The 24,266-nt window shown below is 73.2% G+C and carries 20 protein-coding genes and 1 pseudogene; 10 read left to right on the top strand and 11 right to left on the bottom strand.

What is annotated here, in order from left to right:
* Positions 1–85: 85 nt before the first annotated feature.
* From LXT12_RS15555 to LXT12_RS15545, 3 genes are all read left to right on the top strand, one after another.
* On the top strand, positions 86–3,328 hold the full coding sequence (locus LXT12_RS15555; protein WP_233393111.1) for a hypothetical protein: 3,243 nt from the start codon (positions 86–88) through the stop codon (positions 3,326–3,328).
* 141 nt (positions 3,329–3,469) lie between these two features.
* Complete coding sequence (locus LXT12_RS15550) at positions 3,470–4,666, top strand: PepSY-associated TM helix domain-containing protein (RefSeq protein WP_233393110.1); 1,197 nt, start codon at positions 3,470–3,472, stop codon at positions 4,664–4,666.
* Positions 4,663–6,786: a TonB-dependent siderophore receptor gene (locus LXT12_RS15545; protein ID WP_233393109.1), complete on the top strand. Its 2,124-nt coding sequence runs from the start codon at positions 4,663–4,665 to the stop codon at positions 6,784–6,786. Before LXT12_RS15550 ends, LXT12_RS15545 begins: the two co-directional genes overlap by 4 nt.
* Before the next feature lie 151 nt (positions 6,787–6,937).
* Here LXT12_RS15545 and LXT12_RS15540 read toward each other — a convergent pair whose 3' ends face one another.
* Together LXT12_RS15540 and LXT12_RS15535 are read right to left on the bottom strand one after the other, a co-directional pair.
* Positions 6,938–7,681, bottom strand: a complete 744-nt coding sequence (locus LXT12_RS15540; RefSeq protein WP_233393108.1) for a DUF72 domain-containing protein — start codon at positions 7,679–7,681, stop codon at positions 6,938–6,940.
* 8 nt (positions 7,682–7,689) lie between these two features.
* Positions 7,690–8,007 carry a plasmid stabilization protein gene (locus tag LXT12_RS15535; protein WP_233393107.1) on the bottom strand — a complete coding sequence of 106 codons (318 nt, stop codon included), beginning with the start codon at positions 8,005–8,007 and terminating at the stop codon, positions 7,690–7,692.
* Positions 8,008–8,198: 191 nt separating this feature from the next.
* On the opposite strand from LXT12_RS15535, the gene LXT12_RS15530 reads away from it, so the two are divergent.
* Positions 8,199–8,693, top strand: a complete 495-nt coding sequence (locus tag LXT12_RS15530; RefSeq protein WP_233393106.1) for a hemerythrin domain-containing protein — start codon at positions 8,199–8,201, stop codon at positions 8,691–8,693.
* Positions 8,694–8,841: 148 nt separating this feature from the next.
* Here LXT12_RS15530 and ligD read toward each other — a convergent pair whose 3' ends face one another.
* Genes ligD through ku form a run of 3 tightly spaced genes read right to left on the bottom strand, consistent with a single transcriptional unit; the run spans position 8,842 to position 13,111 of the window.
* A complete protein-coding gene (gene ligD, locus LXT12_RS15525; RefSeq protein ID WP_233393105.1) occupies positions 8,842–11,397 on the bottom strand; it encodes a DNA ligase D in 2,556 nt (851 codons plus the stop codon).
* Complete coding sequence (locus tag LXT12_RS15520; RefSeq protein WP_233393104.1) at positions 11,394–12,188, bottom strand: tetratricopeptide repeat protein; 795 nt, start codon at positions 12,186–12,188, stop codon at positions 11,394–11,396. The genes ligD and LXT12_RS15520 overlap by 4 nt, the downstream gene beginning before the upstream one ends.
* Before the next feature lie 2 nt (positions 12,189–12,190).
* A complete protein-coding gene (gene ku, locus LXT12_RS15515) occupies positions 12,191–13,111 on the bottom strand; it encodes a non-homologous end joining protein Ku (protein ID WP_233393103.1) in 921 nt (306 codons plus the stop codon).
* A 284-nt stretch (positions 13,112–13,395) separates the two neighbouring features.
* On the opposite strand from ku, the gene LXT12_RS15510 reads away from it, so the two are divergent.
* Entirely contained in the window at positions 13,396–13,743 is a 348-nt protein-coding gene (locus LXT12_RS15510) for a PRC-barrel domain-containing protein (protein ID WP_233393102.1), read from the top strand.
* A 3-nt stretch (positions 13,744–13,746) separates the two neighbouring features.
* Here the strand turns inward: LXT12_RS15510 and LXT12_RS15505 are convergent, their stop codons facing one another.
* The gene (locus LXT12_RS15505) at positions 13,747–14,607 is read right to left on the bottom strand and encodes a helix-turn-helix domain-containing protein (protein WP_233393101.1); all 861 of its coding nucleotides are present in this window, start codon (positions 14,605–14,607) and stop codon (positions 13,747–13,749) included.
* Between the two features lie 150 nt (positions 14,608–14,757).
* On the opposite strand from LXT12_RS15505, the gene LXT12_RS15500 reads away from it, so the two are divergent.
* The 3 genes from LXT12_RS15500 to LXT12_RS15490 all read left to right on the top strand — a co-directional run bounded on the left by LXT12_RS15500 (position 14,758) and on the right by LXT12_RS15490 (position 18,005).
* The gene (locus LXT12_RS15500) at positions 14,758–15,804 is read left to right on the top strand and encodes a DUF4331 family protein (protein ID WP_233393100.1); all 1,047 of its coding nucleotides are present in this window, start codon (positions 14,758–14,760) and stop codon (positions 15,802–15,804) included.
* Positions 15,801–16,865: a tetratricopeptide repeat protein gene (locus LXT12_RS15495; RefSeq protein ID WP_233393099.1), complete on the top strand. Its 1,065-nt coding sequence runs from the start codon at positions 15,801–15,803 to the stop codon at positions 16,863–16,865. The genes LXT12_RS15500 and LXT12_RS15495 overlap by 4 nt, the downstream gene beginning before the upstream one ends.
* Before the next feature lie 117 nt (positions 16,866–16,982).
* A complete protein-coding gene (locus LXT12_RS15490) occupies positions 16,983–18,005 on the top strand; it encodes a hypothetical protein (RefSeq protein ID WP_233393098.1) in 1,023 nt (340 codons plus the stop codon).
* A 7-nt stretch (positions 18,006–18,012) separates the two neighbouring features.
* On the opposite strand, the gene LXT12_RS15485 is transcribed toward LXT12_RS15490, so the two are convergent.
* Positions 18,013–18,441: a VOC family protein gene (locus LXT12_RS15485; RefSeq protein ID WP_233393097.1), complete on the bottom strand. Its 429-nt coding sequence runs from the start codon at positions 18,439–18,441 to the stop codon at positions 18,013–18,015.
* 139 nt (positions 18,442–18,580) lie between these two features.
* Here LXT12_RS15485 and LXT12_RS15480 point away from each other — a divergent pair, with 139 nt between their 5' ends.
* Positions 18,581–19,561 carry a LysR substrate-binding domain-containing protein gene (locus LXT12_RS15480; protein ID WP_233393096.1) on the top strand — a complete coding sequence of 327 codons (981 nt, stop codon included), beginning with the start codon at positions 18,581–18,583 and terminating at the stop codon, positions 19,559–19,561.
* Here the strand turns inward: LXT12_RS15480 and LXT12_RS26930 are convergent.
* The 3 genes and pseudogenes from LXT12_RS26930 to LXT12_RS15465 all read right to left on the bottom strand — a co-directional run bounded on the left by LXT12_RS26930 (position 19,486) and on the right by LXT12_RS15465 (position 21,221).
* Positions 19,486–19,815, bottom strand: a complete 330-nt coding sequence (locus LXT12_RS26930; RefSeq protein WP_349255031.1) for a cupin domain-containing protein — start codon at positions 19,813–19,815, stop codon at positions 19,486–19,488. The two genes, LXT12_RS15480 and LXT12_RS26930, sit on opposite strands and share 76 nt — an antisense overlap.
* Positions 19,816–19,980: 165 nt before the next feature.
* Positions 19,981–20,847: pseudogene (locus LXT12_RS15470) on the bottom strand (NAD(P)-dependent oxidoreductase); the annotation flags it as partial.
* Positions 20,848–20,957: 110 nt separating this feature from the next.
* A complete protein-coding gene (locus LXT12_RS15465) occupies positions 20,958–21,221 on the bottom strand; it encodes a DUF2917 domain-containing protein (protein ID WP_233393095.1) in 264 nt (87 codons plus the stop codon).
* A gap of 181 nt (positions 21,222–21,402) precedes the next feature.
* On the opposite strand from LXT12_RS15465, the gene chrA reads away from it, so the two are divergent.
* Complete coding sequence (gene chrA / locus LXT12_RS15460) at positions 21,403–22,716, top strand: chromate efflux transporter (protein ID WP_233393094.1); 1,314 nt, start codon at positions 21,403–21,405, stop codon at positions 22,714–22,716.
* A 22-nt stretch (positions 22,717–22,738) separates the two neighbouring features.
* On the opposite strand, the gene LXT12_RS15455 is transcribed toward chrA, so the two are convergent.
* Positions 22,739–24,103, bottom strand: a complete 1,365-nt coding sequence (locus tag LXT12_RS15455; protein WP_233393093.1) for a cation:proton antiporter — start codon at positions 24,101–24,103, stop codon at positions 22,739–22,741.
* Between the last annotated feature and the right edge of the window lie 163 nt (positions 24,104–24,266).

Below are 24,266 nucleotides of genomic sequence, written 5' to 3'. Positions count from 1 at the left end.
GCCTCCCAACTCTTGAGGTTTTGCCGGGGCGGCGCTTTCCCTCCAATACCCGCACGCGACGACGCGTGACCTGGGAGAGCGCCTCATGAACCCGTCCACCACCCCCCTCGCGGCCGGTGCCGCCCTGCTGGCCACCGCCTTCCTGCTCGGCGGCTGCGGCGCCTTCGAGCGGGCCTTCACCGGCGGCGCCGACGCCATCGACGACCGCAGCGGCCAGGAGGCTGCACGCATACGCCTGAGTCCGCCGCAGGTGTTCACGCGGGAGCAGCTCATCAACGACCGCATGCGCGAGGACAGCTTCCTGCAGGAGCAGCTCGGCCATGCGGCTTCGGCGCCGCTGGGCAGCAGCCTGTCGCGCGACCTGCAGGTCGTCTCCACCCTGGCCGCCCAGCTGTCGCTGAGCGTCGATCCGGCGCTCAAGCTCAACTTCCAGCGCGCCAACGAGCAGGCCGACCTGCAGCAGCAGATCAACGTCACCCAGCTCAAGTCGCAGCTCGTCGTGCTGCAGGCGCAGCTGGCCCAGCTGAGCGCCGCCGGCCCCGCCGCCGCCGCTTCGGCCGCCCCGCCCGCGAGCGCCACCGTGGGCGCCTCGCCGACGCTGGCCTCCGGCTCGACGGCGCTGAGCGACAGCCGCATCACGGCGCTGCAGGGCCGCATCGACGAGGCCCTCAAGGGCTTGGCGGCGATGGGCCAGACGGCCCGCACGGCCGGCGTGCCCGGCACGCTGGAGGATGAGTTCGAAGACCGGCTCGCGCTGCGCTCGCGCATCCGCGAGGAGATCAACGCCAACCTGCTGGACGACGCCCACGACGTGGACGGCAACTCTCTGTACCACCTGCAGTTCACGTCCACCGTCATGCCCGGGCCGAACAAGGCGCAGTACGGCATCGCCCGCCTGACCATCGAGCACGACGAGGCCAGGGAGGACCTGGACCTGCTCTATCACACCTGGCTGGCCGCCATCACCAACCGGATGAACCAGAACCTGGCGCAGCGTGGCGGCAACGGCAAGGAGCCGCTGAACTACGCCGTGCTCGGACCCATGACCGGCCTGTACGACGTGGCCATGCTGCCCCTGTCCGGCCGGCGCCAGGACGGCAAGCCGGAGGTGCTGCAGCTGGCCGTCCACCCCGGCAAGCGCAACAGCTTTGCCGTCCAGCCGGCGGAGGACCTGCGCTATGCCCTGCGCAGCATTTCGCAGCGGCTCAGGGACGAGGCCCGCCAACCCTCGGGCCAGCCCTGCCTGCAATGGCTGCTCGCCGCGACGGCCGCTTCGGCACCGGCCGTGGTGGCCGATGCGATGACGACGGCCGACGACGGCAGGCCGCGTCCTTGCCAGTTGCTCATGGAACCCAGCGACGAGAGCTTCCGGAGGGCACTGCGCGAGGAGTCGCTGCCGCTGGTGCCGACGCCCCGGTTCAGGACGGGCGCCGATGTCCTTCGCAGCGCCAGGGGCGTGCTGGAGCTCGCGCCCTCCGTGGAAGTGGGCGTGCATTCCATCGGCGACCGCAGCCTCATCGCCGACGGCACCAAGCGCAGCGGCAAGCAGGCGCTGGACCAGTACCGCGAGGCCTTCCATGCGGCCAAGGAGCTGCTCGACAGGCTGTACGAGGCCTGCCGGGCCGCGTCCCCCGAGGCGGACTGCGCCCGATACGACGGCCAGAGCATCATCCGGGAGGCGTCGGCGGCGCCGGCGCCGTTCAAGACGGCGCTCAAGCAGGCGGCCAGGGGGCCGGTCGTCGCCTTCCCCTACAGCGCCGATCCGATGATGCGCGTGCAACGCCTGTCCACCGTGGCCAGCGCCGCCAATGCCGTGGAGCTGGCCGCCGGCCTGGCTGCGCAGATGCCCGGCTCGGGCGCCAGCCTGGGCGCCGGCGTGGGCTATGCGCGCCGCGCCTCCGGCCGGGTCGACGCCATGGAGCGGGTGCCCGAGGTCATCGGATTCGCCGGCCGCACGGAGGACGACGGCGACTATGAATTCGGCTGGGTGTTCGGGCCGCGCCTGAGCGTGGACACGGCCGGCAACCGGCTGCTGCTGCGCCAGCAGGCCCGCACGGTGCCGGTGAGCGCCGACGTCTCGGTACCCGGCTGGTGGACCCGGGCCACGCTGAAGGTGCAGGTCGCCTGGCGCGGCAACTTCGACGGCAGGGGCGCCCTGCTCGACGCCGCCGCGGACAAGACCGACCACTACGCGCTGCCGGTCCGCTTCAGGCTCAACCGCGCCTCCTACGACGCGCTCACCGTGACGCTGATGCGCGCCCTGACCTCCCAGGGCTATCACCAGGCCCGCATCGACAGCATCCGCCCCGAAGTCCTGCCCATCTGCAAGGACACGCCCAATGCCCGGCTGACGCTGCTGATCTACGGCGTGGACCTGTGGCGCAACCCGCGCGTCTTCCTGGGCGGTGCAGCGGTGCCGCAGGAAGGCGTCGCGGTGCTGCCCGACATGACCGGCCTGTCCGCCACGGTGGACGTCGGCACGCTCAACAAGCAGGCGCTGCGCGCCGACGGCACGGTGGTCGTGTGGACCAACCACGGCGTCGCCGAGGCCAAGCTGCGCACCCAGTTCAAGGGCAATTGCGAGGGCGCCGCGGGCCAGGCCACCGCCCTCACCGAGACGACGGTGGCCACGGCCATCGAGCGTGTGTCGCCCAGCCAGGTGTCGAGCTGCGAAGACCGCCTGACGCTGGAGTTGAGCGGACGCGGCCTGCCCGACGACTGGCGGCGCTACCGCCTCGGGGTGCTCCAGGCCAGCGCGGTGCGGACGGTCGAGTCCGACGGCGACGTGCGCACCGTGGCGGTCAGCTTCGACGGCCTGCGCAAGGCCAACCGCGGCCTGACCCGGCTGGCCCTCAGCGCCACCGGCAGCGACGGCATGGTCAACGTGCCCATCGAGGTGGTGGAGGGCCAATGCGCCAAGGCCCCCGAGCCCAGCTACAGCTTCGAGGCGGGCGTGGAGCGCATCGCCGCCAAGGACGACACCGGCGTCCTGCGCGTCAAGCTCTCGCTGCCGGCGGGCAAGAAGCCGGCCGTCACGCTGACGGCCAGCGGCGGCGAGATCGCCGAGGCGACGCTCGACAAGGGCGTCAGCCTGCCCAAGGGCATGAGCTTCGCGTTCAAGGACGGCACCGTGACCCTGGCCTCCAGCGGCGAGCTGAAGAAGGAGTCCGACACCGTCGCCCTCCAGCTCCGGCTGCGCAACCTGCTCGCCGGCCAGTCCGTCGTCCTCACCGCCAACCCGCCCGAGGGCAACCCCACCGGCAAGCTCTCGCTCACCCTGCCGGTGGGCGAGCCGGCCGGCCAGGCGGTGGCCAAGGCCGGCCGCTGACGGGGTCAATCTCCCAGATGAGAATTATTCGCAATATGATGGCAGCGCGCGGCCCACCGGGTCGCGTCCCGTCGCCCGCCAGCCCGCCGAAAGCCAGCCCGCCGTGACTCCGATGTCCCTTCACGGAGCTGCTTTCGCGAGATGCGCCCCTTTCTCGTCCTGCTGCATCGCTGGTTCGGCCTGGCGGCGGCGGGCTTTCTCTTCATCGCCGGGCTGACCGGCGCCGTCATCGCCTTCGATCACGAGCTGGACGCGGCGCTGAACCCCGCGTTCTTCGAGGCTCGCGGCACGGGCCCGGCGCGCTCCGCGCTGGGGCTGGCCGATGCGCTGGAAGCCGCCGAGCCGCGGCTGCGCCTGCGCTACCTGCCCCTTCAGGCGGAGCCCGGCCACACGCTGCTGGCCATGGTCGAGCCCCGCGAGCCCGGCACCCCGCTGGGCTACAACCAGGTCGCCCTCGACCCAGCGACGGGCCAGGTGCAGGCCCGGCGCCAGTGGGGCGCGCTGTCGCTGTCGCGCGAGAACCTGCTGCCCTTCCTGTACGCCCTGCACTACAGCCTGCACCTGCCCGAAGCCGGCGGCATCGCCTGGGGCATCTGGCTGATGGGGCTGATCGGCATCGCCTGGGTGCTGGACTGCTTCGTCGCCCTCGCGCTGTCCTTCCCCAGCCCGCGGCAGTGGCGCAAGTCGCTGGCCTTCCGCTGGGCCAAGGGCGGCCATGCCCTGACCTTCGACCTGCACCGCAGCGGCGGCGTCTGGCTGTGGGCGCTGGTCCTCGTCATCGCGCTGACCTCGGTGGCGATGAACCTGCGCCAGCAGGTCGTCGTGCCGCTGGTGTCGCGGGTGTCGACCCTCACGCCCGGCCCCTTCGAGACGCGCACACCCGGCGCGACGCCGGTCGCGCCGCGGCTCACGCGCGCCCAGGCCGTGGCCGCGGCCGAGGCCCTGGCCCGCCAGCGCGGCGTCTCGCAGCCGGCCGGCGGCGTCTTCCATGCCGCCGAGATCGGCGTCTACGGGGTCGGATTCTTCGAGGCCGGCAACGACCACGGCGACGGCGGCCTGGGCAACCCGTGGATCTACGTCGACAGCCGCGACGGCCGCTTCGCAGGCGCCGTCATCCCCGGCCAGGGCACGGCCGGCGACCTCTACCTGCAGGCCCAGTTCCCGCTGCACTCGGGCCGCATCCTGGGCCTGCCCGGCCGCATCCTCGTCGCCGCGCTGGGCCTCGCGGTCGCCGCGCTGTCGGCCACCGGCGTGCTGGTCTGGCTGCGCAAGGCCCGCGCCCGCCGCCACGCCGCCCGCCTTTCCTCCCCTCCTGCCCTCGAGACATCCCGCGCATGAAGAACAAGAAAGCCCTCGTCCCCAGCCTCGCCTGCGTCGCCCGCCTCGCCGCTCCCTCCGTGGCGCTCGCGGCCGCCACCGCCCTGGCCCAGCCCGCACCGGGCGACGATCCCCCCGCCAACACCTTGCCCGTGGTGCGCGTGCAGGCCCAGTCGGCGAGCGATGAGAAGAGCAGCAGCGCCGCGACGCGGCTGGAGCTGACGTTGCGCGAGACGCCCCAGTCCATCACCGTCGTGGGCGCGCAGCAGATCCGCGACTTCGGCCTCACCGACATCAACACGCTGCTCGATCACGTGCCCGGCGTCCTGGTCGAGCGGGTCGAGACCGACCGCACCTATTTCAGCGCCCGCGGCTTCGACGTCACGAACTTCCAGGTCGACGGACTCGGCCTGCCCTTCGCCAACGGCGCGCAGTGGGGCGCCCTCGACACCGCCGCCTTCGAGCGCGTGGAGGTGCTGCGCGGCGCGACCGGGCTGCTGGCCGGCACGGGCAACCCCTCGGCCACCGTCAACTTCGTCCGCAAACGCGCCGCCGCGCGGACCCTGGCCGCCAGCGGCGGGCTGACGCTGGGCTCCTGGAACCAGCGCCGCGTCGAGGCCGACGTTGCCTCCGCGCTGACGGCCGATGGCTCGCTGCGCGCCCGGGCCGTGCTCGCCGACGAGGACAAGGACAGCTGGCTGGACCGTTATGGCCAGCACCGCAGCCTGGCCTACGGCGTGCTGGAAGCCGACCTCGCCCGCGGCTCGCTGCTCACCCTCGGCGTCAACGCCCAGCGCAGCCAGGCCCGCAGCCCGATGTGGGGCGCCCTGCCGCTGGTGGACAGCACGGGCCGGCGCATCGACTACCCGCGCAACACCAGTTCCGCCGCCGACTGGGCCTGGTGGACGAACCGCGACACCGAGGTCTTCGCCGAGCTGACGCAGGACCTCGGCCAGGGCTGGCAGGCGCGCGCCACGCTCACGCGCCGCAGCCGCAGCACGCCGAGCGAGCTCTTCTACGTCTACGGTGCGCCCAAGCCCGGCAGCACGCCCGGCAGCACGCCCGACAGCGGCCTCTTCGCCTACCCCTCGGCCTTCGACGGCCACTACGTCGACACCGTGGCCGATGTCTTCGTGTCCGGCCCCTTCACGCTGCTGGGCCGCCGCCACCAGCTGATGGCCGGCCTGGACGCGGGCCGCCAGACGCTGGACGAACTCTCGCGCTACGCCGCCAACATCGGCGCCCCGGTGCCACCGCTGGCCGGTTGGGACGGCCGCTTCCCCAAGCCCGCCTTCGGCGCCACCACCGACGGCTCGGACGTGACGCGACGCCGCGACAGCGCCTACGCCGCCGCCCAGCTCGACGCTGGCGACGCGCTCAAGCTCGTGCTCGGCCTCAACGCCACCCGCGTGCGCAACGCCGGCCGCAGCTACGGCGTCGACCAGGCCGCGCGCCACGGCGCCATCAAGCCCTACCTGGGAGCCGTGCTCGACCTCAGCGCCACCTACAGCGCCTATGCGAGCTATGCCTCGGTCTTCAACCCCCAGCTCGAGGCCGACCGCGACCACCGCACGCTGGACCCGCTGGAAGGCAGCAACCTCGAAGCCGGCCTCAAGGCGGCCTGGGACGGCCTCGACGCCAGCGCCGCCGTCTTCCGCACCCGCCAGCGCAACGTGCCGTCAGCCGCCGGCCAGCGCCCCGACTTCAGCACCTATTACGAGGGCATCATCGCCACCAGCACCGGCTACGAGCTGGAGGTCTCCGGGCGGCTCGCCGCCGACTGGACGCTGGCCGGCGGCTGGACCCAGCTGCGCCTGAAGGGCAGCCGCGGCGACGACGTGAACCGCTACGTGCCGCGCCGCGTGCTGCGGCTGAGCTCGACCTGGCGCGCCCTGCCCCGCCTCAAGCTGGGAACCGCGCTGCGCTGGCAGAGCGACATCGCCGACGCCAGCGGCGCCGTGCGCCAGGCGTCCTACGCGGTCGTCGACCTGAACGCGAACTACGAGTTCAACCGGCAGTGGAACGTGGGCCTCGCCGTCGCCAACGTGGCCGACCGCAGCTACCTCGCCAGCCTCAAGTGGGACCAGGCCTACTACGCCGCGCCGCGCAGCGTCACCGCGACCCTAAGCTGGGCGTATTGAGCCCCTCGCCCGGTCTTGCTCCGGCTGAACGCCGGCAAGCCCAGTCGGTCCCCCGTGGGGACGGCGAGGCTTGCGGCATTGAGCCGCAAGCACATCGCCAGCGCGGGCCGGCTCGGGAACGGCCCAGCGCTCGGCCCGCAAATGCCCCGTTTCATGCTTCGCGTGTGCCACGAACGGGGAATGGACCACCGAGCAGCCCGCGGAGGCTCAGCGCGTTGGCCCAGGCCGCGCCCGACGCCGTGTTGTCGAAGATGCACCAGCCCTGCACGCCGTCGGGCAGGGCGCGCAGGGCCGCCGCCCGGTCGCGCAGCCAGGCCTCGTCGTAGGACGAGCGGTAGATGCGCGGCGAGCCGTGCCAGCGGCCGTAGCTCACCTGCCCGAGCCAGCCGCCCGGCTCGCCCGCCCCCGGATGGCGGGCGGGGTCCGCGGCGGCACGGCAGACGCGGCATTCGCTCAGCAGGGCCTGCGCCTCGGCCGTGAACCAGCTCGCGTGGCGCGGCTCGCAGACCATGGCGCCGTTGAAGCCACGCCGCAGGCGCTCGAAGAACCGGCCGGCGATGCGCGCGTCAAAAGCCAGCGATGGCGGCAGCTGGGCCAGGGCGACCGCCCATTTCGGCCCCAGGCCTGCGGCCTCGTCCAGGAAGCGGGCCAGCGCCTCGTCGGCCTCGGCCAGGCGCAGCTCGTGAGTGATGCGCCGCGGCAGCTTGACCGAGAACCGGAAGGCGGCCGGCGTGCTCGCGGCCCAGCGCTCGTAGGTCGCGCGGCGGTGGGGGCGGTGGAAGGAGGAATTGATCTCCACGCCGTCCAGCACGGCGGCATAGCGCTGCAACTGCGTGCCCGCCTCGGGCCCGCCGGCCGGGACGGCCCAGCCGGCGGTGCCGATGCGCGGCGCCACGACGCGGGTCAGTGGTGGGCGCGCGCCGCCGCGTTGCGCTTGCGCGTGGCCGCGGCCTTCTTGGCGGAGGCCGAGCGCTCGGCCGCGGTGCGGTGGGCCACGGCCTGGCCGCCGAGGTGGCCGCCCTTGCGCGAGGGCTCGTGGTTCTCGGCCTTGCCGCGGCCGGAGCCGGACTTCTTGCCGCCGCCGGTCTCGGCGTTGACGGTCGCCCAGGCACGGCGCTCGGCTTCCTTCTTGGGCAGGCCGCGGTGCTCGTAGCCGGACTCGATGTGCTCGGCCTGGCGCTTTTGCTTGTCGGTATAGGAGGACTTGTCGCCTTGCGGCATGGTGGTCTCCTGGAGTGGATGGAGACGCCACCTTGCGCCGCCGCCGCCGTGCCCGATGTAGGACCTCGTCCCACGCTAACCATCTATCGGCGCTGACCTACAGCGCGATGGCACGGCTGCCTGCGATGGCCCCGCCCCGCGGGCAGGAGCATGCCTTGCCCCATCCGGACACCCCATCAAAGGAGCATCCCATGCCCACCGCATCGACCCGCACCGCCACGTCCAAGTCGTCGTCCCGCTCCCGCGCCAAGGACGCCATCGGCATGCTCAGGGAGGACCACAAGAAGGTCCTCGGCCTGTTCGAGGACTACGAGAAGGCCCGCTCGGCCACCGTCAAGAAGCGCCTCGTGCAGCAGATCTGCGAGGAGCTCACCATTCACACCCAGATCGAAGACGAAATCTTCTACCCCGAGTTCAAGGCCGCGCTCAAGGACAAGGAACTGGTGCCGGAGGCCCGCGTCGAACACGACTCGGTCAAGGCCCTGATCGCCCAGGTGCAGGACAAGGAGCCCGACGGCGAGGACTTCGACGCCAAGGTCAGGGTGATGGGCGAGTTCGTCAAGCACCACGTCAAGGAGGAGCAGAACGAGATGTTCCCCAAGGCCAAGGACAGCCGCATGGACCTCGTCGAACTCGGCGAGCGCATGGCCGCGCTGAAGGAGCAGCTGACCCTGCAGCTGCATTGAAAGGAAAAAGCCAAAGGCAACCACAGAGGCACAGAGCCACAGAGAAAAGAACTCTGTGTTGCCTCTGTGCCTCTGTGGTTGCATTCCGCTTCGGGCTTCATGCCGTGCGGGTTCCGCGCAAGCGGCATGAACCACCGAGCGGCGGCCTTCAGCCCTTGCCCGGCCAGCGCGGCAGCGCCTGCCGGGTGGTCCAGTAATCGGCCCAGGGGTCGGCGCTCTCGAAGGAGAGGTGGTCGCGCGCGGTCTGCACCGTCCATTGCGCGCCGCCCTTGAGTTCGCCGAGCTGCTCCCAGGCCACCGGCATGGACACGCCCAGGCCCGGCCGCGCCCTTGCGGAGAAGGCCGCCGCCGTGGTCTGGCCGTGGCCGTTGCGCAGGTAGTCGATGAAGATGCGGCCGACGCGGTTGGCGGCGCCGCTCTTGGCCACGAAGCGCTGCGGGATGGTGCGCGCCATGTGGTCGGTGACGGCATGCGCGAAGGCCTTGACGCGCTCGTCCGTCGCGCGGGCAGCCAGCGGCACGACGACGTGCAGGCCCTTGCCGCCGCTGGTCTTGAGCCAGCTGCGCAGGCCCAGCTCCTCCAGCATCGTGCGCGTCAGCAGCGCCGCCTCCTGCAGCTGGGCCCAGGGCACGCCTTCGCCGGGGTCGAGGTCGAAGACGACGCGGTCGGGCTTGTCGATGCTGCGGGCGGTGGAGTTCCAGGTGTGCAGCTCCACCACGTTCATCTGCGCCGCGGCCACGAGGGCCTCGGCCGTGTCGACGGCCAGCAGCGGCGCATGGCCGGGCCAGAGGCTGGCGTCCAGCTCGGTGAGGCCCCGGAACTTGGCCTCGGCGTGCTTCTGGAAGAAGAGCTGGCCGGCGATGCCCTGGGGCGCGCGGACGAAGGCCACCGGCCGGCGCCGCAGATGGGGCAGCATGCGCTCGGCGACGCTCTCGTAGTAGCGCACCAGGTCGAGCTTGGTGAGGCCGGTCGACGCGTCGATGACGCGTTCGGGGTGGGACACCTTGATGGCCGGCGCCGCCGCGCCCTTGCCGGCTTTGCCGACCTTGGGCGCCTTGGGCAGGGCCGCCGCCGGCACGCCTTCCTCGCGCACGATGGCGCGGGCCGGCTTGTCGGCGCGCAGGCCACGGAAGCTGGCATGGCGGATGTGGCCGTCGGGCGTCCACTCGCCGAAGGCCACCTCGACGACGACCTCGGGCCTGACCCAGCGCTCGCGCCCGCGCGCCGGGCCGCCGCGGCGGCTGGGCGGCGGCGCCTCGGCATGCACCGGCGGCTTGGGCACTTCCAGCGCGACGAGGCGTTCGTGCAGCTCGCGGCCCTGGGCGTTGGACCAGCCCGTGCCGACGGCCCCGGCATGGCGCAGCCGGCCGCCCTCGTCGTGGTAGCCGAGCAGCAGGGCGCCGACCTCCTGCGGCGCGTTGGTGCGGTCGGTGAAGCCGACGACGACGAACTCCTGGCGGCGCTGGCACTTGAGCTTGAGCCAGGTGTCGGTGCGCCGGCCGACGTAGGGCGAGTCGGCACGCTTGAGCATCACGCCCTCCAGCCCCAGCCGGCAGGCGGCCTGCAGCACCTGCGAAGGCGGCGCGGGCAGGTCCTCGCTGAAGCGCACGCGCTCGCCGCCGTGCCCCTGCAGCAGCTCGCGCAGGGCCGCGCGCCGGCTTTCCAGCGGCACGCGGCGAAGGTCGCGGTCGCCGAGGAAGGGCAGGTCGAAGAGGTAGAGCAGGATGTCCCGGTTGGCGGGGCCGTCGATGGCGTCCTGCAGCCGGTTGAAGTTGGGCACGCCCTGCTCGTCGAGCACGACGATCTCGCCGTCCAGCCAGGCACGGGCCACGCCGAGGCGGCCGAGTTCTTCGGCGAGGGCGGTGAGGCGGTCGGTCCAGTCGTTGCCGTTGCGGGTGATGAGGCGCGCCTTGCCCGCTTGCAGGCGCACCAGCAGGCGGTAGCCGTCGAACTTGTTCTCGACGATCCAGCGCCCCTCGGCCGGCACGCCCGTCGCCAGTGTGGCGAGCTGGGGCTCCAGGGTCCTGGGGAAGGCGGCCTTGACGGCGGCCGAGAGGTCGGACCCCGCAGGCGTGGCGGCCGGCACGGCGCCGTGGGGCTCGCGCTCCTCGACCAGCCCGAGCGGCGTCTCGACCACGCTGTCGGGCAGGGCCGTGACGACGTCGTACTCGCTCTCGGGCCGCGCCCAGGCATCGCGCTTCTTCAGCAGCAGCCAGCGCTCCTGCCGGTCGCCGGGCTTGCCGGTGCGCACCAGCTCCCAGCGGCCGGCGAGCTTCTCGCCATGCAGGTCGAACACCAGCTTGCCGGCTTCCAGCCCTTGGCGCGGGACGCCCGCGGGCGTCCACGTCCCGCGGTCCCAGACGATGACCTTGCCCGCGCCGTAGTGGCCCTTGGGAATCTCGCCCTCGAAGCGGTTGTAGCTGACGGGGTGGTCTTCCACGCGCACCGCCATGTGCTTGACGGCAGGGTCGTAGCTCGGCCCCTTGGGCACGGCCCAGCTGAGCATGACGCCGTCGAGCTCGAGGCGGAAGTCGTAGTGGAGCCGCGAGGCCCAGTGCTTCTGCACGATGAAGGCCAGGGCCTTGGCGCGCTTGCGGCCGACGCGGCCTTCGGGCTCGGCGGTGGCGCTGAAGTCGCGCTTGGCGTTGTAGCGGGCCAGCGGCGTTTCGCCGCCGCGCGCCCCGGTGGCGCGGGCGCGCGTCATGGCGGGGCCAGGCGCCGGTAGGCGCTGAAGTGGCGCAGCGAGCCCTGGGCGTCGCCCAGGCGCTCCAGCAGCAGGCCGAGGTTGTAGTGGGCGTCGGCCAGGCGTGCGTCCAGCTGCAGGGCGCGTTCGTAGGCCGCCGCGGCTTGGCGGGGCTGGCCGGTGTCCTCCAGCGCGATGGCGCGGTTGTAGTGGACGAGGGGGCTGGCCTCGCACCACACCAGGGCCTGGTCGTAGAGGGACAGGGCCTCCTCGTGGCGGCCCGCCTCGCTGAGCAGGGCGCCGAGGTTGACGTAGGCCAGGGCACAGGCGGCGTCCTGCTCCAGGGCGCGGCGGTAGGCGGCCTCGGCGGCGGCGTCGTCGTGCGCCTCGGCGGCCAAGGCCGCGGCCAGGGCCTGCGCCACGGCCGCGGCCGGGCGGCCCAGGGCCTGCACGCCGGCGCCGGCCGCCGCGTCGTCGAAGGGCAGCAGCATCTGACCCGACAGCGCATCGAAGCGGCGCGGCCCCGCGCTGGCCTCGATGGCCCCGCCGCGGGCGCGCAGCCTGACGCTGGCGAGATGGGTGGAGGCCAGGCCTGCCTTGACGTTGCGCAGGGCCTGCACCACCTTGCGCGCCGGCACCTCGGCGTCGCGCAGGGCGCGCGCCGTCCTCAGCACGACGAGGTCCTGGTGGCTGAAGCGCTGGCCGTCGAGCGGCTCCAGCACGCCCAGCTCCACCAGCGTCGCGATGAAGCTCTCGGGCAGGCCGGCCAGCCGCCGCACCTCACCCAGGGTGTAGGCCGCCTCGCCGTCCATGCCTACTTCTGCGCGCGGCGCCGCGGCGCGGCCTCGGGCTCGGGCGCCGCGCGCTTGGCGGCCTTGCGGGCCGGCGCGGCGGCCAGCTCGGTGACCTTGGCGGCCGGCGCCTTCGCGGCCTTCGCGCTCTTGGCCGGCCGGGCACCGAGGCTGGCACGCAGGGCGTCCATCAGGTCGATGACCTGGCCACCCGCCACGGCCCCATGCTCCTCGCGGGACGAGGCGACGATCTTCCTGCCGCGCACCTTTTCGTCGATGGCGGCCAGCACGCGGGCCCTCTCCTCGTCGTGAAACTGCTCGGGGTCGAAGTGGTCGGCGGCGATCTGGTCGACCAGCTGCAGGGCCAACTGCAGCTCGGGCTTGGACACCGTGGCCTTGGGGATGTCGAGGTCGGCCAGTGACCGCACCTCGGCGGCATAACGCAGCTGCTGCAGGATCAGGCCGTCGTCGTTGGCGCGCACCTGGGCCACGTACTGCTTGGCCTTCCAGGCCCATTTCGCCAGCGCGCAGCGGCCCGACTGGCGCAGCGCCTCGGCCAGCAGGGCATAGGGCTTCTCGCCGCGCTTGTCGGGCGCCAGCAGATAGCTCTTGTCGTAGTAGAGCGGGTCGATGGAGGCCTGGGGCACGAAGCTCACGATCTCGATGACGTGGCTGCTGCCCTCCTCCAGCTGCTTGAGCTCCTCGGCCGTGAAGAGTACGAACTGGTTGTCCTCCACCTCGTAGCCCTTGACCATGTCCTTGCGCTCGACGACCTTCTTGGTGCGCTCGTTGACGTACTGCTGCTTCAGGCGCGAGCCGTCCTTGTCGAGCAGGTTGAAGCGGATGTCGGCGCCCGGCTCGGTGGCCGAGTACAGCCGCACGGGCACGTTGACGAGGCCGAAGCTCAGCGTCAGCGAGGCGATGGAACGGGCGGAGGTGGCCATGGGATCTCCTGTGCGCGTCCCGCAAAGCTACGCCGCCGGCAGGCCGCGGTGAGCGGAAAAGGCCGCATCGGCGTGTAGGACGCGGCGCCCGCGCCTGACGGCCCGTTCGAGCGGCTTCGGGCACGTGCCTTGCCGGCGGGAATGGCGTCGGCCCGGGCCTACAGGCCGAAGGCCAACGGCCCGACGACCGGCGCGCGGCATCGCGAGCACAGTGTTCGGCAGGTGTTCACACCGCGGCGCGGCCACGGGGCCCGCCGATCCCCACCCAACCCCAGGAGTCCACCATGAACAGCCCGTATCCCACCATCTCCTCGTCCAAGGTCGAAGGCACCAACGTCTACAACCTGCAGGGTGACAAGCTCGGCTCCATCGACGACCTCGTCATCGACAAGCGCAGCGGCCAGGTGCGCTACGCGGCGCTGGAGTTCGGCGGCTTCCTCGGCGTCGGCACCGACCGCTATCCGCTGCCTTGGAACATGCTGAAGTACGACACCACCAAGGACGGCTACGTCGTCAACCTCGACAAGACGCAGCTCGACAACGCGCCGCGCTACGCCGAGGATGAAGCGCCCAACTACACGGACGAGTACGGCCGCAAGGTCTACGACTACTACGGCTTCCCCTGGATGTAAGCCTCAGGCCGCCGGCGCCAGCAGCCGGCGGTCGCCCCGCCTGACGCCGCTCGGCGGGCAGCCGAACTCGCGGCGGAAGGCGCGGTTGAAATTGGAGAGGTCGGCCCAGCCGGCCTCGTAGGCCACGTCGATCACCGGCAGGGCCGTGTCCCTCAGCAGCCGCAAGGCGTGCAGCAGGCGCTGCCGCATCAGGTACTGGTGCAGCGTGACGCCGAAGGACTGGCGGAACACCCGCAGCAGCTGGAAGCTGCCCAGCCCTGCCGCCCGCGCCACCTCCGCCACCGAAACCGCCTCGGCGCTGCGCGTCTCGATGCAGTGCGCGGCGGCGCGGGCGCGCTCCTCCTGGCGCGGCAGCGGCACGGGCGCAACGCCAGCGTCGAGGGCGCGCCGCACGTGGGCGACGACGGCCAGGGCCGTCTCCTCGAGGGCGAAGCCTTCATCGCCCTCGCGGTCCAGCGCCTGCAGCAGCGCCGCCACGCGCGGCAGCGGCGGCAGGCCGGCCCGCGTGAAGCGGCCCACCGCGGCCGAGGCGCCCAGGGCCTCCAGCGCGTCCTCCAGCTGCGGTGCGGACAGCGACAGCACCGTGCAGTCGTCGCCCGTGCCGTCGCTGTCGTCGTGGGAGCAGGCATAGCCCTCGCCGGCATTGCCCAGCATCAGCCAGCCGGGGGCCAGGCGCACCGAGCCCGCCCGCGTGCGGTAGCCGAAGTGGCCGCGGTCCACCAGCGTGATGGAGAAGGCGGCATGCTCCTCGTCCAGCGCGGGGTCGCCGCGGCGGGCCTGGCAGCGGCAGTGCAGCAGCCGCAGGCCCGGGCCGCGCTGCAGCGGGCGATAGCGGCGCTCGGCCTCGGGAGCTGTTGTCGGCATGGCCGCATGCTAGGCATGCCGCTGCACGGAGCTGTCAGCAGGCCGCGCAGTTTTTGCAAAGTGCGCGGCGGCGGACCTGCCTAGGCTTCGCCCCATGACACGCCCAAGCCCTTCCGCGACGCGCCGCCTGGCCGGCGGCTCAACCTCGTCATGGACATCGTCGGACGGCGTTTTTCCGACCAGGTCCAGTACGTCTTCCACGTCGACAGCGGCCCCGCCCTGGGCCGCACGCGGGCGGGCACCCGGTTGCTCTGCCAGTTCGACACCGCCGGCCGCGCCCGCTGCTGGGCCGGCGGCGAGGAAGCGCTCGAAGGCGATGCCAGCGCCGCCGAAGGGCTCGCCAGCCGCAGCGGGCGCCTGCGCGTCTTCGCCGGGCTGCGCGACGACCCCTACTTCAACAACGTGCGCGGCACCCGCCGTGCGTTGACCATCGCCGCCGAAGCCCTCCGCGCCGGCCAGGCGCCGCGCACGGCGAGCGGCCTGCCCCGCTTCGACGCGCCGACGCTGGCGCGCATCGCCGCCGAGTGGCGCCGGACCGACGGCGGCCCGGCACGCAACTTCCTGGCCGGCTGGACGACCTCGGCCATCGTGCTGTCGGTCGACCTCGACGTCGTCGCCACCGGCGGGCCGCTGCTGGCCGTGTGGGCCCGCACCGAGCGCCGCCAGGCGGTGCCGGCCGACGGCGCCATGCCCGCGCCCGGCGCTCCCATCGACCGCATGGGCCGGGCCCTGACCGGCAATGCCCTCGTCGGCACCCTGGCCGAGGAAGACATCGCCGACCAGCTCAAGGAGGCCTACAACCGCGCCGAACCCGCCGGCTGGGCCGGCTTCGCCACCGAGATCGCCCGCAACCTCGCGCTCTACGACGGCCTGGACGGCGTGGCCGGCAACCAGTGGCTGGCCGACGCCAAGGACGACTCGCCCGCGCGCTACCGGCGCCTGGCCGAGCTGCTGGCCGACGACCGCCTCTGGGTGGACAGCCGCCAGACGCGCTGCCGGCATTACCTCGCCGTCGAGCGCCAGGCCTTCGGCGTGGCGCTGCCGCCCGATTGCGGAGGCCGCACGCCGCTGCACGAGGTCAACGCCGTCTTCCGCTCGCTGCTGGTGCGCGGCACGCCCGACGTCGCCGACGACGGCCTGCGGCACGACGACCGCGAGCACTCCACCGTGGACTTCCCCTTCCTGAGCGCGCCATGAACCGACTCGCCCTCCTCCTCACCGCCCTGGCCGTGCTGGCCGGCTGCGCATCCGGGCCGCCGCCCGCCGCGACGGACGGCAGCATCGCCCTGGCCAACCTCGATGCCCAGATCCGGCAGCAGGGCGACGACCCCGGCGCGCTGGAGCTGTGGCTGCTGCGCCTGCAGTTCCTGGCCGACGCCGGCATGCTGGACCGCATTGCGGCGCTGGCCGACGCCTCCGCCGCCACGCCGGCCGAGCGGCTGCGCCGCGCGCGCGCCCGCATGGCCTTGCACCGCTTCACCGACGCCGAAGCCGACCTCGACGCGGGTGCCGCCACGCCGGCACAGCGCGCCGCCCTGCTCGTGGCCACAGGCCGGGCCGCCGAGGCCCTGCCCGTGCTGCGCGCGCATGCGGCCCGCCAGCCCGGCTTCGCGAGCCTGGACGCCCTGGCCCGCGCCGAAGCCGCGGCCGGCCACCTGGAGGCGGCGGACGGCCTCTACGCCCAGGCGCTGGACCGGCTCGACACGACCTCGCCCTTCCCCGCGGCGGCCATCGCCTTCGCCCGCGGGCTGATGTGGTCCGAGCAGGGCGGCGACCCGGAACGCGGCGCACGCGCCTATGCGCAGGCCCTGGGCCTGGTGCCGGAGTTCGCCGCCGCGGGCGTCCACCTCGCCGAGCTGGACCTGGCCCGGGGCGACGTCGCGGCGGCCGAAGCGCGGCTGCTGTGGGTCGTCATCCACACCGGCGAGCTCGAGGCCCTGGCCCGGCTCGGCGAACTGCACCGGCGCCAGGGCGACGTGGCGCGCGGCAACGACGAGATCGCCGCTGCCGGCCGCCGCTACGAGGCGCTGCTGGCCCGCCACCCCGCCGCCTTTGCCGACCATGCGGCCGAGTTCTACCTCGGCCCGGGGGCCGACCCCGAGCGGGCCTGGACCTGGGCCCAGGCCAACCTGCGCGAGCGGCCGACGCGGCGCGCCTACCGCCTGGCCGTGCGGGCCGCCGAGGCCACCGGCCGGCCGGACGAAGCCCGCGCCCTGCGCGACCGCATGCAGGCCCGCCACCCGCCGCGCGCCGCCTGACGAGACGGTCGGGCGGCGGGCCATGCCGCCGCGAGGAGCCATGGCCCGTTCAGGCGATGCGCCCGCGCGGTCGGCTGCCTAGAGTCCGCAGCCTCGCTTCCAGCCCTTGCTCCTGCCATGTCCCGACGCCTTCCCTTCGCCCGCCTCGCCGCCTGCGCCCTGCTCGCCGCCTCGGCCGCGCAGGCCCAGCCCACCACCAGCCTCGCCCAGTTGCTCGCCGCCCTGCCCGAGCCCCCTGCCACGCCGGAACAGGCGGCAAGCTGGGTCGACGGCCAGGGCAAGCCCGCTCACGCCGGGCTGCTCGCCCAGCGCCAGGCCATGGAAGCGCACAAGGCCGCGGCCAACCGCCTCCTGGCCGGCGACGCCGAGGCCGCCCGCACCCAGACCGGCTACCGCACCGAGGCCCTGGGCCAGGGCATGGCCGACATCGGCATCGACATGCAGCGCATGCAGTCCGACCCCGCCTACGCGGCCCAGGTGCAGGAGCGGCTGCGCCGCATGACGCCCGCGGAGCAGATGGCCCTGGCCCAGCGCATGAACGCGCCCATGCAGCAGGACCGGCGCATCACCAACGAAGCCCGCTCCATGGCCGAGGACAGCCCCGCCGCCACCGCCGCCACCGCCGCCTACGAGGCCGGCCAGGCCTACAGCCAGGCCGGCGCCTTCACCGAGAGGCGCAACCGCGAAGCCCGGCTCTGGCAGGACGCCGAGGCCGCCGTGGCCCGGGTCAACGCCCGCCGGCTGGACCCCGGCCTGCCCAAGCCCCGCATGGCGTACGACAACATCGGCTGCGAGGCCGGCTGCCGCGCCCAGTGGCAGGCCTACGCCGACCGCATGCTGCCCTTGATGGTCGCCCGCGAGACCGAGGTGCTCAAGCTGCGCACCGCCGCCCTGCGGAAGCAGCGCGCCTGGCTGGCGGCGGAGCTCGCGCCGGTGGACCGCCACCTCGCCGCCACGGCCTTCGGCGCCGGGTCGACGAGCCGCGTGCACCGCGAGCAGATCGTGGCCTACGACGTCAGCGCCGTCGGCGAAATCCAGGCCCTGCACGACCGCCTGGCCGAGACCGTGCGCCAGGCGGCCGTCGTCGTCCGATGCGGCAAGCAGGCCGTGCTGGTACCGGGCGCCGTGTGCACGCCCTGAGCCGGCGCTAGAACGTCACCTTCACCGAGGCGGCGCTGCGGCGCGCCTCGCCGTGGAAGACGGCCTCGATGTTGTTGCCGTCGGGGTCGAGCGCGAAGGCGGCGTAATAGCCCGGGTGGTAGGGCCGCTCGCCCGGCGCGCCGTTGTCGGTGCCGCCGGCGGCCAGCGCCGCGCGGTGGAAGGCGTCGACCATGGCGCGGTCCCGCGCCTGGAAGGCCAGGTGCACCCGCCCCGTCAGCCGCCCCTGGGCCGAGTGGCTCTGCGCCGTCGAGACGAAGAGTTCGTCCGCCCAGAAGTGGTCGTCGGCGCTGCCGCCCATCGGCACCTCCAGCACCTCGAAGACGGCGGCGTAGAAGCGCCGGCTGGCGGCCAGGTCGCGCACGACGAGATGGAGGTGGTCGATCAGTCGGCCGCGATGGAGTTCCCGGGTTTGCATGCGCGCTCGCTCCAGCAGGTGTGAGAGTGACCAAGATGTTAGGCAGCGCGCCGCCACCCTGCAACCGCGAGTGGCCCTGGCGTCGGCACGCGTGCCGTCGTGCTCGATATAGTGAAACGTCTTCGTGCCTGGGGCCGCCATGTCCTCGTTCCGACGCCTGCCTCCCATCCATGCCCTGGCCGCCTTCGAGGCCGCCGCGCGGCTGGGCACGTTCGCGCGAGCGGCCGAGGAGCTGTGCATCACGCACAGCGCCGTCAGCCATCGCATCCGCCAGCTCGAGGAGCAGCTCGGCACGACCCTGTTCGAACGGGGCCACATGCAAGTGACGCCCACGGCCGAGGGAGAGCTTTTCCTCAAGGACGTGCGCCAGGCGATGCGCCAGCTGGAGCAGGCCACCGGGGCGGTCGGCCACGAAGCCAACCGGCGGCTGCGCGTCACGGCCTCGCCGGCCTTCGCCGCCCACGTGCTGGCACCCAACCTGGCCGACTTCCTCGCCGCCCACCCGGGCCTGCAGATCGAGATCGACGCCTCGACCCGCAGCATCGACCTCGGCGAAGGCGGCTTCGACGTCGCGCTGCGCTTCGGTCGGCCGCCGTGGCCGCAGTGCGAGGCGCGGCTGCTGCTGGCCGAGCGCGTCATGGCCCTGGCCTCGCCCGGCTATGCCGCGCGCTTCGGGCCGAGGCGGTCCCTGGCCGACCTGTCGCGCGCAGCCCTGGTCGACAGCCGGCCCTTCGGGTGGGAAGCCTGGCGGCGGGCCGTCGATGGCCCGCCCCTGGGTGCCGGCGCGGCGCGGCCACATTTCGGCGACAACTGGGCCGCGGTCGACGCCGCCGGCCATGGCCTGGGCGTGGTGCTGGCCAACCGCCTGACCTCCAGCGCCGCCCGCCGCGACGGCCGGCTCGTGCGCTTCGTCGACGCCGAGGCCGACCTGGCCCAGCATTACTACGGCGTCTACCCCTCGAACACGCCGCGGCGCGAGGCCATCGTCACCTTCCTCGACTGGGTGGCGGTGACCGCAGCACGCGTGCAGGCGGCCGGCGAGGCTCAATACGGACTGCCGTCCTTGTGCGTGAAGCGCCAGCCGCCGTCGTCGCCGAGCCGGGCGCGCAGGTCGTCGTGAGGGTAGAGGCCTTCGTCGCCCGGTGAGCGGTCACCCACCTCGAGATAGAGCACCTCGGCGCCGCTGCGGTTGACGAGGTGGTGGGCCTGGCCCTCGGCCGGGAAGCCGGCGCAGTCGCCGGGCGCCAGCAGGCGCTCGCCAGCGTCCGTGCAGAGGGTCGGGTAGCCCTGGAGCACGTAGACGAACTCGTCCTGCCGGGTGTGGCGGTGGTGGATGGAGGAGGCCGCGCCTGGCGGCAGCCGGGTCAGGTTCACGCCGAAGTTCTTCAGGCCGAAGAAGTCGCCCAGGGCGCGCTTCTCGCGGCCGGCCAGCCGCGCCGCGAACTCGGCGGGGTAGCGGCTGGCCTGCGCGCGCGGCGGCACGTCCAGGGCGCGCGCGGCGACGCGGGGGCCTTCGGCAGGCCGGGGCGCGAGCGCCGCGCTGCGGGCCTCCAGCGCCTGGACGACGGCCGCCATGTCGAGCTTGGCGGCGCCCAGGGCGAGGGTCTCGGCGTACAGGGCCTCGCAGGCGTCGACCAGCGGCAGGGCCACGCCGCGGGCGCGCGCGGCGCCGGCGACGAGGCGGCTGTTCTTCAGCACGTCGGCGATGGACGCCTGCACGTCGAAGTCGCGGCTGGCGAGCTTGGCCATCTTCATGCGCGACACCTGGCTCGCCATCGGGCCGGCGTCGAGCACGGCGCGCAGCAGGTCGAGCTCGATGCCGTGGCGCTGCGCGAAGTGGGCCGACTCGGCCAGCGCCGTCACCATGCCGATGAGATAGGCGTTCACGGCCAGCTTGAGCACCAGGGCGGCCGGGACGGCGCCGCAGACGAAGGCCTCGCGGCAGGCTGGCCGCAGCAGCTGGCGCACCGCCTCGACACCGGCCGGCTCACCCGCGAGCATGCAGACGAGCTGGCCCGCCTCGGCCGGCCCGCGCGAGCCCGAGACCGGTGCCTCGACATACCACCCGCCCGCCGCCCTCACGTCCTCGGCCAGGGCCGCCGACCAGGCCGGCTCGAAGGTGCCCATGTTGACGAGGGTGCGGCCGGCGACGCGGGCGGCGAACTCCGGCGTGCCGCGCGCGAGCACGCCGTCGTGGGCCGCCTCGTCGAGCAGCATCAGGATGACGGTCGACGCCGCGCCGAAGACCTCGGCCGGCGATGCCGCCACGCGGGCGCCGGCCTGGCGCAGGGGCTCGCAGCGCGCGGCCGTCCGGTTCCACACCGCCAGCGGCACGCCCGCCCGCGCGAGGTTCAGCGCGATCGGCTGCCCCATGACTCCCAACCCGATGAATCCCACCGTCGGCATGCTGCATCTCCTTGGCCCGCGGGCGGAACGAAGCCGTCGTTCACCGACCCGCCGCGGCAGTGTGGGCGCGGCGTCATGCGACAGGCCTGAAAGTTATTCATCGGCGCCGCTCAGCCGAGCCGCACGGCCTCGGGCGCCGACGCCGCCTGGCGCCACAGCAGCAGCCCGCAGGCCGGCAGCCCGACGACGAGGACAGGTCCGGCACCCTGCACCACGTGCTCGTCGCCCGGCACCAGCACCACGTCGCGGGCCGAGCCGTCCTCGGTCAGCCAGGCCGTGCCGGCCGTGCAGCGGACGCGGACGCCGCGCATGCCGTCCAGCCGCAGCACGGCGGCGCTCATCAGGCCGCCCGTCGCGGCACCCTCCCTTCGCATGGCGAATCCTCCAGGACAAGACCGATGCGGGCAGGCTGGCAGCCCGGCGGGGCGGGCGCCAGAGAATTGATTTCAGGCCGGTGGGCCTACATTGCCGGCTCGGCGCAGCCGGTCCGGAGGAATCCCCTTGTCATCACCGCCACCCCCCGGTTCCAGCCCCTCCCTCGAACGTCCCGGTCCGGTGGGCCTGGGCGAAGCGCTGCGCTTCTGGCTCAAGCTCGGTTTCGTCAGCTTCGGCGGGCCGGCGGGGCAGATCGCCCTCATGCACGCCGAGCTGGTGGAGCGCCGGCGCTGGATCAGCGAGAAGCGCTTTCTCCACGCGCTGAACTACTGCATGGTGCTGCCCGGCCCCGAGGCCCAGCAGCTGGCCACCTACATCGGCTGGCTGCTGCACCGCAGCCGGGGCGGCATCGCGGCCGGCGCCCTTTTCGTGCTGCCTTCGCTCGTGCTGCTGATCGCGCTGAGCTGGGTCTACCTCGCCTGGGGCCGGCTGCCGGTCGTGGCCGGCCTGTTCTACGGCCTGAAGCCTGCCGTCACGGCCCTGGTGGTGCACGCCGCCCACCGCATCGGCAAGCGGGCGCTGCGCAATGGCTGGCTGTGGGGCATCGCGGCGGCGGCCTTCGCCGCCCTCTTGCTGCTGGACGCCCCCTTTCCCCTCATCGTGCTCGCCGCGGCGCTGGCGGGCATGGCGGGCGGCCGGCTGGCGCCGCAGGCCTTCGCACCGGGCGGCGGCCATGCCGCGGCACAGCAGGGTTATGGCCCCGCCTTCATCGACGACGACACGCCACCGCCGCCGCATGCCCGCTTCAGCCGGGGCCGCCTCGCGCGCGTGCTGGCCGCGGGCATGGCGCTGTGGCTGGCAGCGATGGCCGCGCTGGTGCTGGCCTTCGGGCTGGACGGGGCGCTGGCGCAGATGGGCTGGTTCTTCACCAAGGCCGCGCTGCTCACCTTCGGCGGCGCCTACGCCGTGCTGCCCTACGTCGTGCAGGGTGCCGTCGAGCAGCACCACTGGCTGAGCGGCGCGCAGATGATCGACGGCCTGGCCCTGGGCGAGACGACGCCGGGGCCGCTCATCATGGTGGTGGCCTTCGTGGGCTTCGTGGGCGGTTGGACGAAGCAGCTCTTCGGCCCCGACGCCCTCTTCCTCGCCGGAGCCACGGCAGCCGGCGTGGTGACCTTCTTCACCTTCCTGCCGTCCTTCGTCTTCATCCTGGCCGGCGGGCCGCTGATCGAGTCGACCCACGGCAGGCTCGGGTTCACCGCGCCGCTCACGGCCATCACGGCCGCCGTCGTCGGCGTCATCCTCAATCTGGCGGTGTTCTTCGCCGGCCACGTGCTGTGGCCCCAGGGCCTGGCCGGCCGGTTCGACGGCGTCGCGGCGCTGATCGCCCTCGGCGCGGGCGTGGCGCTGTTCCGGCTGCGGCTGGGCGTCATGCCGGTGCTCGGCCTGTGCGCCGGCCTCGGCCTCGCGGCCACCTGGCTGGGCGCGGCCTGAGCCAGGCGGCGCCGTCGACGGCTCAGCGGCCGACGCTGGCGGCGCTGGCGGCCACCGACTGCAGCTCGCCGCTCTCGCGGGCCTTGCGGCCGTAGACGGCCTCGAACAGCGGCGTGGCCATCATGGTGGTGACCACGGCCATCAGCACCAGCATCGAGAACAGCGCCGGGCCGATGATGCCCTTCTGCAGGCCGATGTTGATGATGATGAGTTCCATCAGGCCGCGGGAGTTCATCAGGGCACCGATGCCCAGCGCCGTGCGGTTGTCCTCGCCCGACATGCGGGCCGCCACGTAGCAGGCGCCGAACTTGGCCAGCACCGAGGCCACCAGCACGCCACCGGCGATGAGCAGCAGCTCGGCCGAATTGATCATGTCCAGCCGCGTGTTCAGGCCCGAGTAGGTGAAGAACATCGGCAGCAGCAGGATCACCGTGATGGGCTCGACCTTCTTCTTCAGCTCCGCGGCGAAAGCGCCGCGCGGCATGACGGCGCCCAGGATGAAGCCGCCGAAGATGGCATGGATGCCGACGGCGTCCATGACGAAGGCCGACGTGCAGAAGGCGATCAGCGTGATGCCCAGCACCGTGTGGCTCATGTGCCCGTCGCGCTCCACGGCACGGCCCAGCGGCGCCAGCAGCCGGCGGCCGAAGAGCAGCACGAAGGCGGCCCACAGCACGCCGCCGCCGATGGCCAGCACCGCCACGCCCGGCCCGGCGCCGAAGGCGGCCAGCACCAGGGCCAGCACGCACCAGGAGGCCGCGTCGTCGAAGGCCCCGGCGGTCAGCGCCAGCGTGCCCAGCGAGGTGTTGGCCAGGCCCTGCTCGTTGATGATGCGGGCGAGCATGGGGAAGGCCGTCAGGGCGATGCAGGCGCCCATGAAGAGGGTGGCGTTGGTCGTCGAGATGCCCTCGGCGAACAGCCCCGGCACGCCCAGCAGCAGCGGCGTGATCAGGAAGGCGATGAAGAAGGGCGCCGCGATGCCCGACACCGACACGCCGATGGCGCTGCGCGCCTTGGTGGCGAAATGGTCCAGCCGCAGCGTCGTGCCCACCAGGAACATGTACAGGCCCACGCCGAGCTGGGCGCCGCTGTACAGCACGCTGCGCATCTCCTTGGGGAAGAGGGTGGCCTGGACCTCCGGCAGGAAGAGCCCGAGCAGGGACGGGCCGAGGACGACGCCGGCGATCATCTCGCCGACCACCTGGGGCTGGCCCAGGAACTTGCGGCCCGCCCAGCCGACCACCCGGCAGGCCAGCATGATGATGCCCAGCTGCAGGAAGAAGTGGACGCTGAAGTCGCCGGGCGAATAGGTCTGCGCCGCCGCTGGCGCGGCCGGCCCATGCTTGGCGAAGACGTCGCCGAGGATGGCGAAAAGGTCGAAATCCATGCCGTGCTGCCTGTCGTGGTTCGCATCCGTCGCCGCGGCCGGCTCCTCCAGCCGGCGAGGCGACAACGTTGTCTCCGGCGCCTTCCATCGAACGCGAAAGGGCCGCTGCGCACTGTGCCAGCCCGGATGGCGCTGTCCATCGGGTCCGACCTCGGTGCAGCGA

The sequence above is a fragment of the Pelomonas caseinilytica genome (genome assembly GCF_021353235.1).
Classification (GTDB): Bacteria; Pseudomonadota; Gammaproteobacteria; order Burkholderiales; family Burkholderiaceae_C; genus Pelomonas; species Pelomonas caseinilytica.
This window is presented reverse-complemented; position numbering and strand designations above follow the sequence as displayed.

Excerpts from the sequence above, each read along its gene's own strand:
- LXT12_RS15465 (WP_233393095.1), bottom strand. The coding sequence starts at position 21,221 with ATGCGAAGGGAGGGTGCCGCGACGGGCGGCCTGATGAGCGCCGCCGTG.
- LXT12_RS15490 (WP_233393098.1), top strand. The coding sequence starts at position 16,983 with ATGTCCCGACGCCTTCCCTTCGCCCGCCTCGCCGCCTGCGCCCTGCTC.
- LXT12_RS15495 (WP_233393099.1), top strand. The coding sequence starts at position 15,801 with ATGAACCGACTCGCCCTCCTCCTCACCGCCCTGGCCGTGCTGGCCGGC.
- LXT12_RS15510 (WP_233393102.1), top strand. The coding sequence starts at position 13,396 with ATGAACAGCCCGTATCCCACCATCTCCTCGTCCAAGGTCGAAGGCACC.
- LXT12_RS15535 (WP_233393107.1), bottom strand. The coding sequence starts at position 8,007 with ATGCCGCAAGGCGACAAGTCCTCCTATACCGACAAGCAAAAGCGCCAG.
- LXT12_RS15550 (WP_233393110.1), top strand. The coding sequence starts at position 3,470 with ATGCGCCCCTTTCTCGTCCTGCTGCATCGCTGGTTCGGCCTGGCGGCG.
- ligD (WP_233393105.1), bottom strand. The coding sequence starts at position 11,397 with ATGACGCGCGCCCGCGCCACCGGGGCGCGCGGCGGCGAAACGCCGCTG.
- LXT12_RS15520 (WP_233393104.1), bottom strand. The coding sequence starts at position 12,188 with ATGGACGGCGAGGCGGCCTACACCCTGGGTGAGGTGCGGCGGCTGGCC.
- LXT12_RS15455 (WP_233393093.1), bottom strand. The coding sequence starts at position 24,103 with ATGGATTTCGACCTTTTCGCCATCCTCGGCGACGTCTTCGCCAAGCAT.
- LXT12_RS15505 (WP_233393101.1), bottom strand. The coding sequence starts at position 14,607 with ATGCCGACAACAGCTCCCGAGGCCGAGCGCCGCTATCGCCCGCTGCAG.
- LXT12_RS15500 (WP_233393100.1), top strand. The coding sequence starts at position 14,758 with ATGGACATCGTCGGACGGCGTTTTTCCGACCAGGTCCAGTACGTCTTC.
- LXT12_RS15480 (WP_233393096.1), top strand. The coding sequence starts at position 18,581 with ATGTCCTCGTTCCGACGCCTGCCTCCCATCCATGCCCTGGCCGCCTTC.
- LXT12_RS15530 (WP_233393106.1), top strand. The coding sequence starts at position 8,199 with ATGCCCACCGCATCGACCCGCACCGCCACGTCCAAGTCGTCGTCCCGC.
- ku (WP_233393103.1), bottom strand. The coding sequence starts at position 13,111 with ATGGCCACCTCCGCCCGTTCCATCGCCTCGCTGACGCTGAGCTTCGGC.
- LXT12_RS15555 (WP_233393111.1), top strand. The coding sequence starts at position 86 with ATGAACCCGTCCACCACCCCCCTCGCGGCCGGTGCCGCCCTGCTGGCC.
- LXT12_RS15545 (WP_233393109.1), top strand. The coding sequence starts at position 4,663 with ATGAAGAACAAGAAAGCCCTCGTCCCCAGCCTCGCCTGCGTCGCCCGC.
- LXT12_RS15485 (WP_233393097.1), bottom strand. The coding sequence starts at position 18,441 with ATGCAAACCCGGGAACTCCATCGCGGCCGACTGATCGACCACCTCCAT.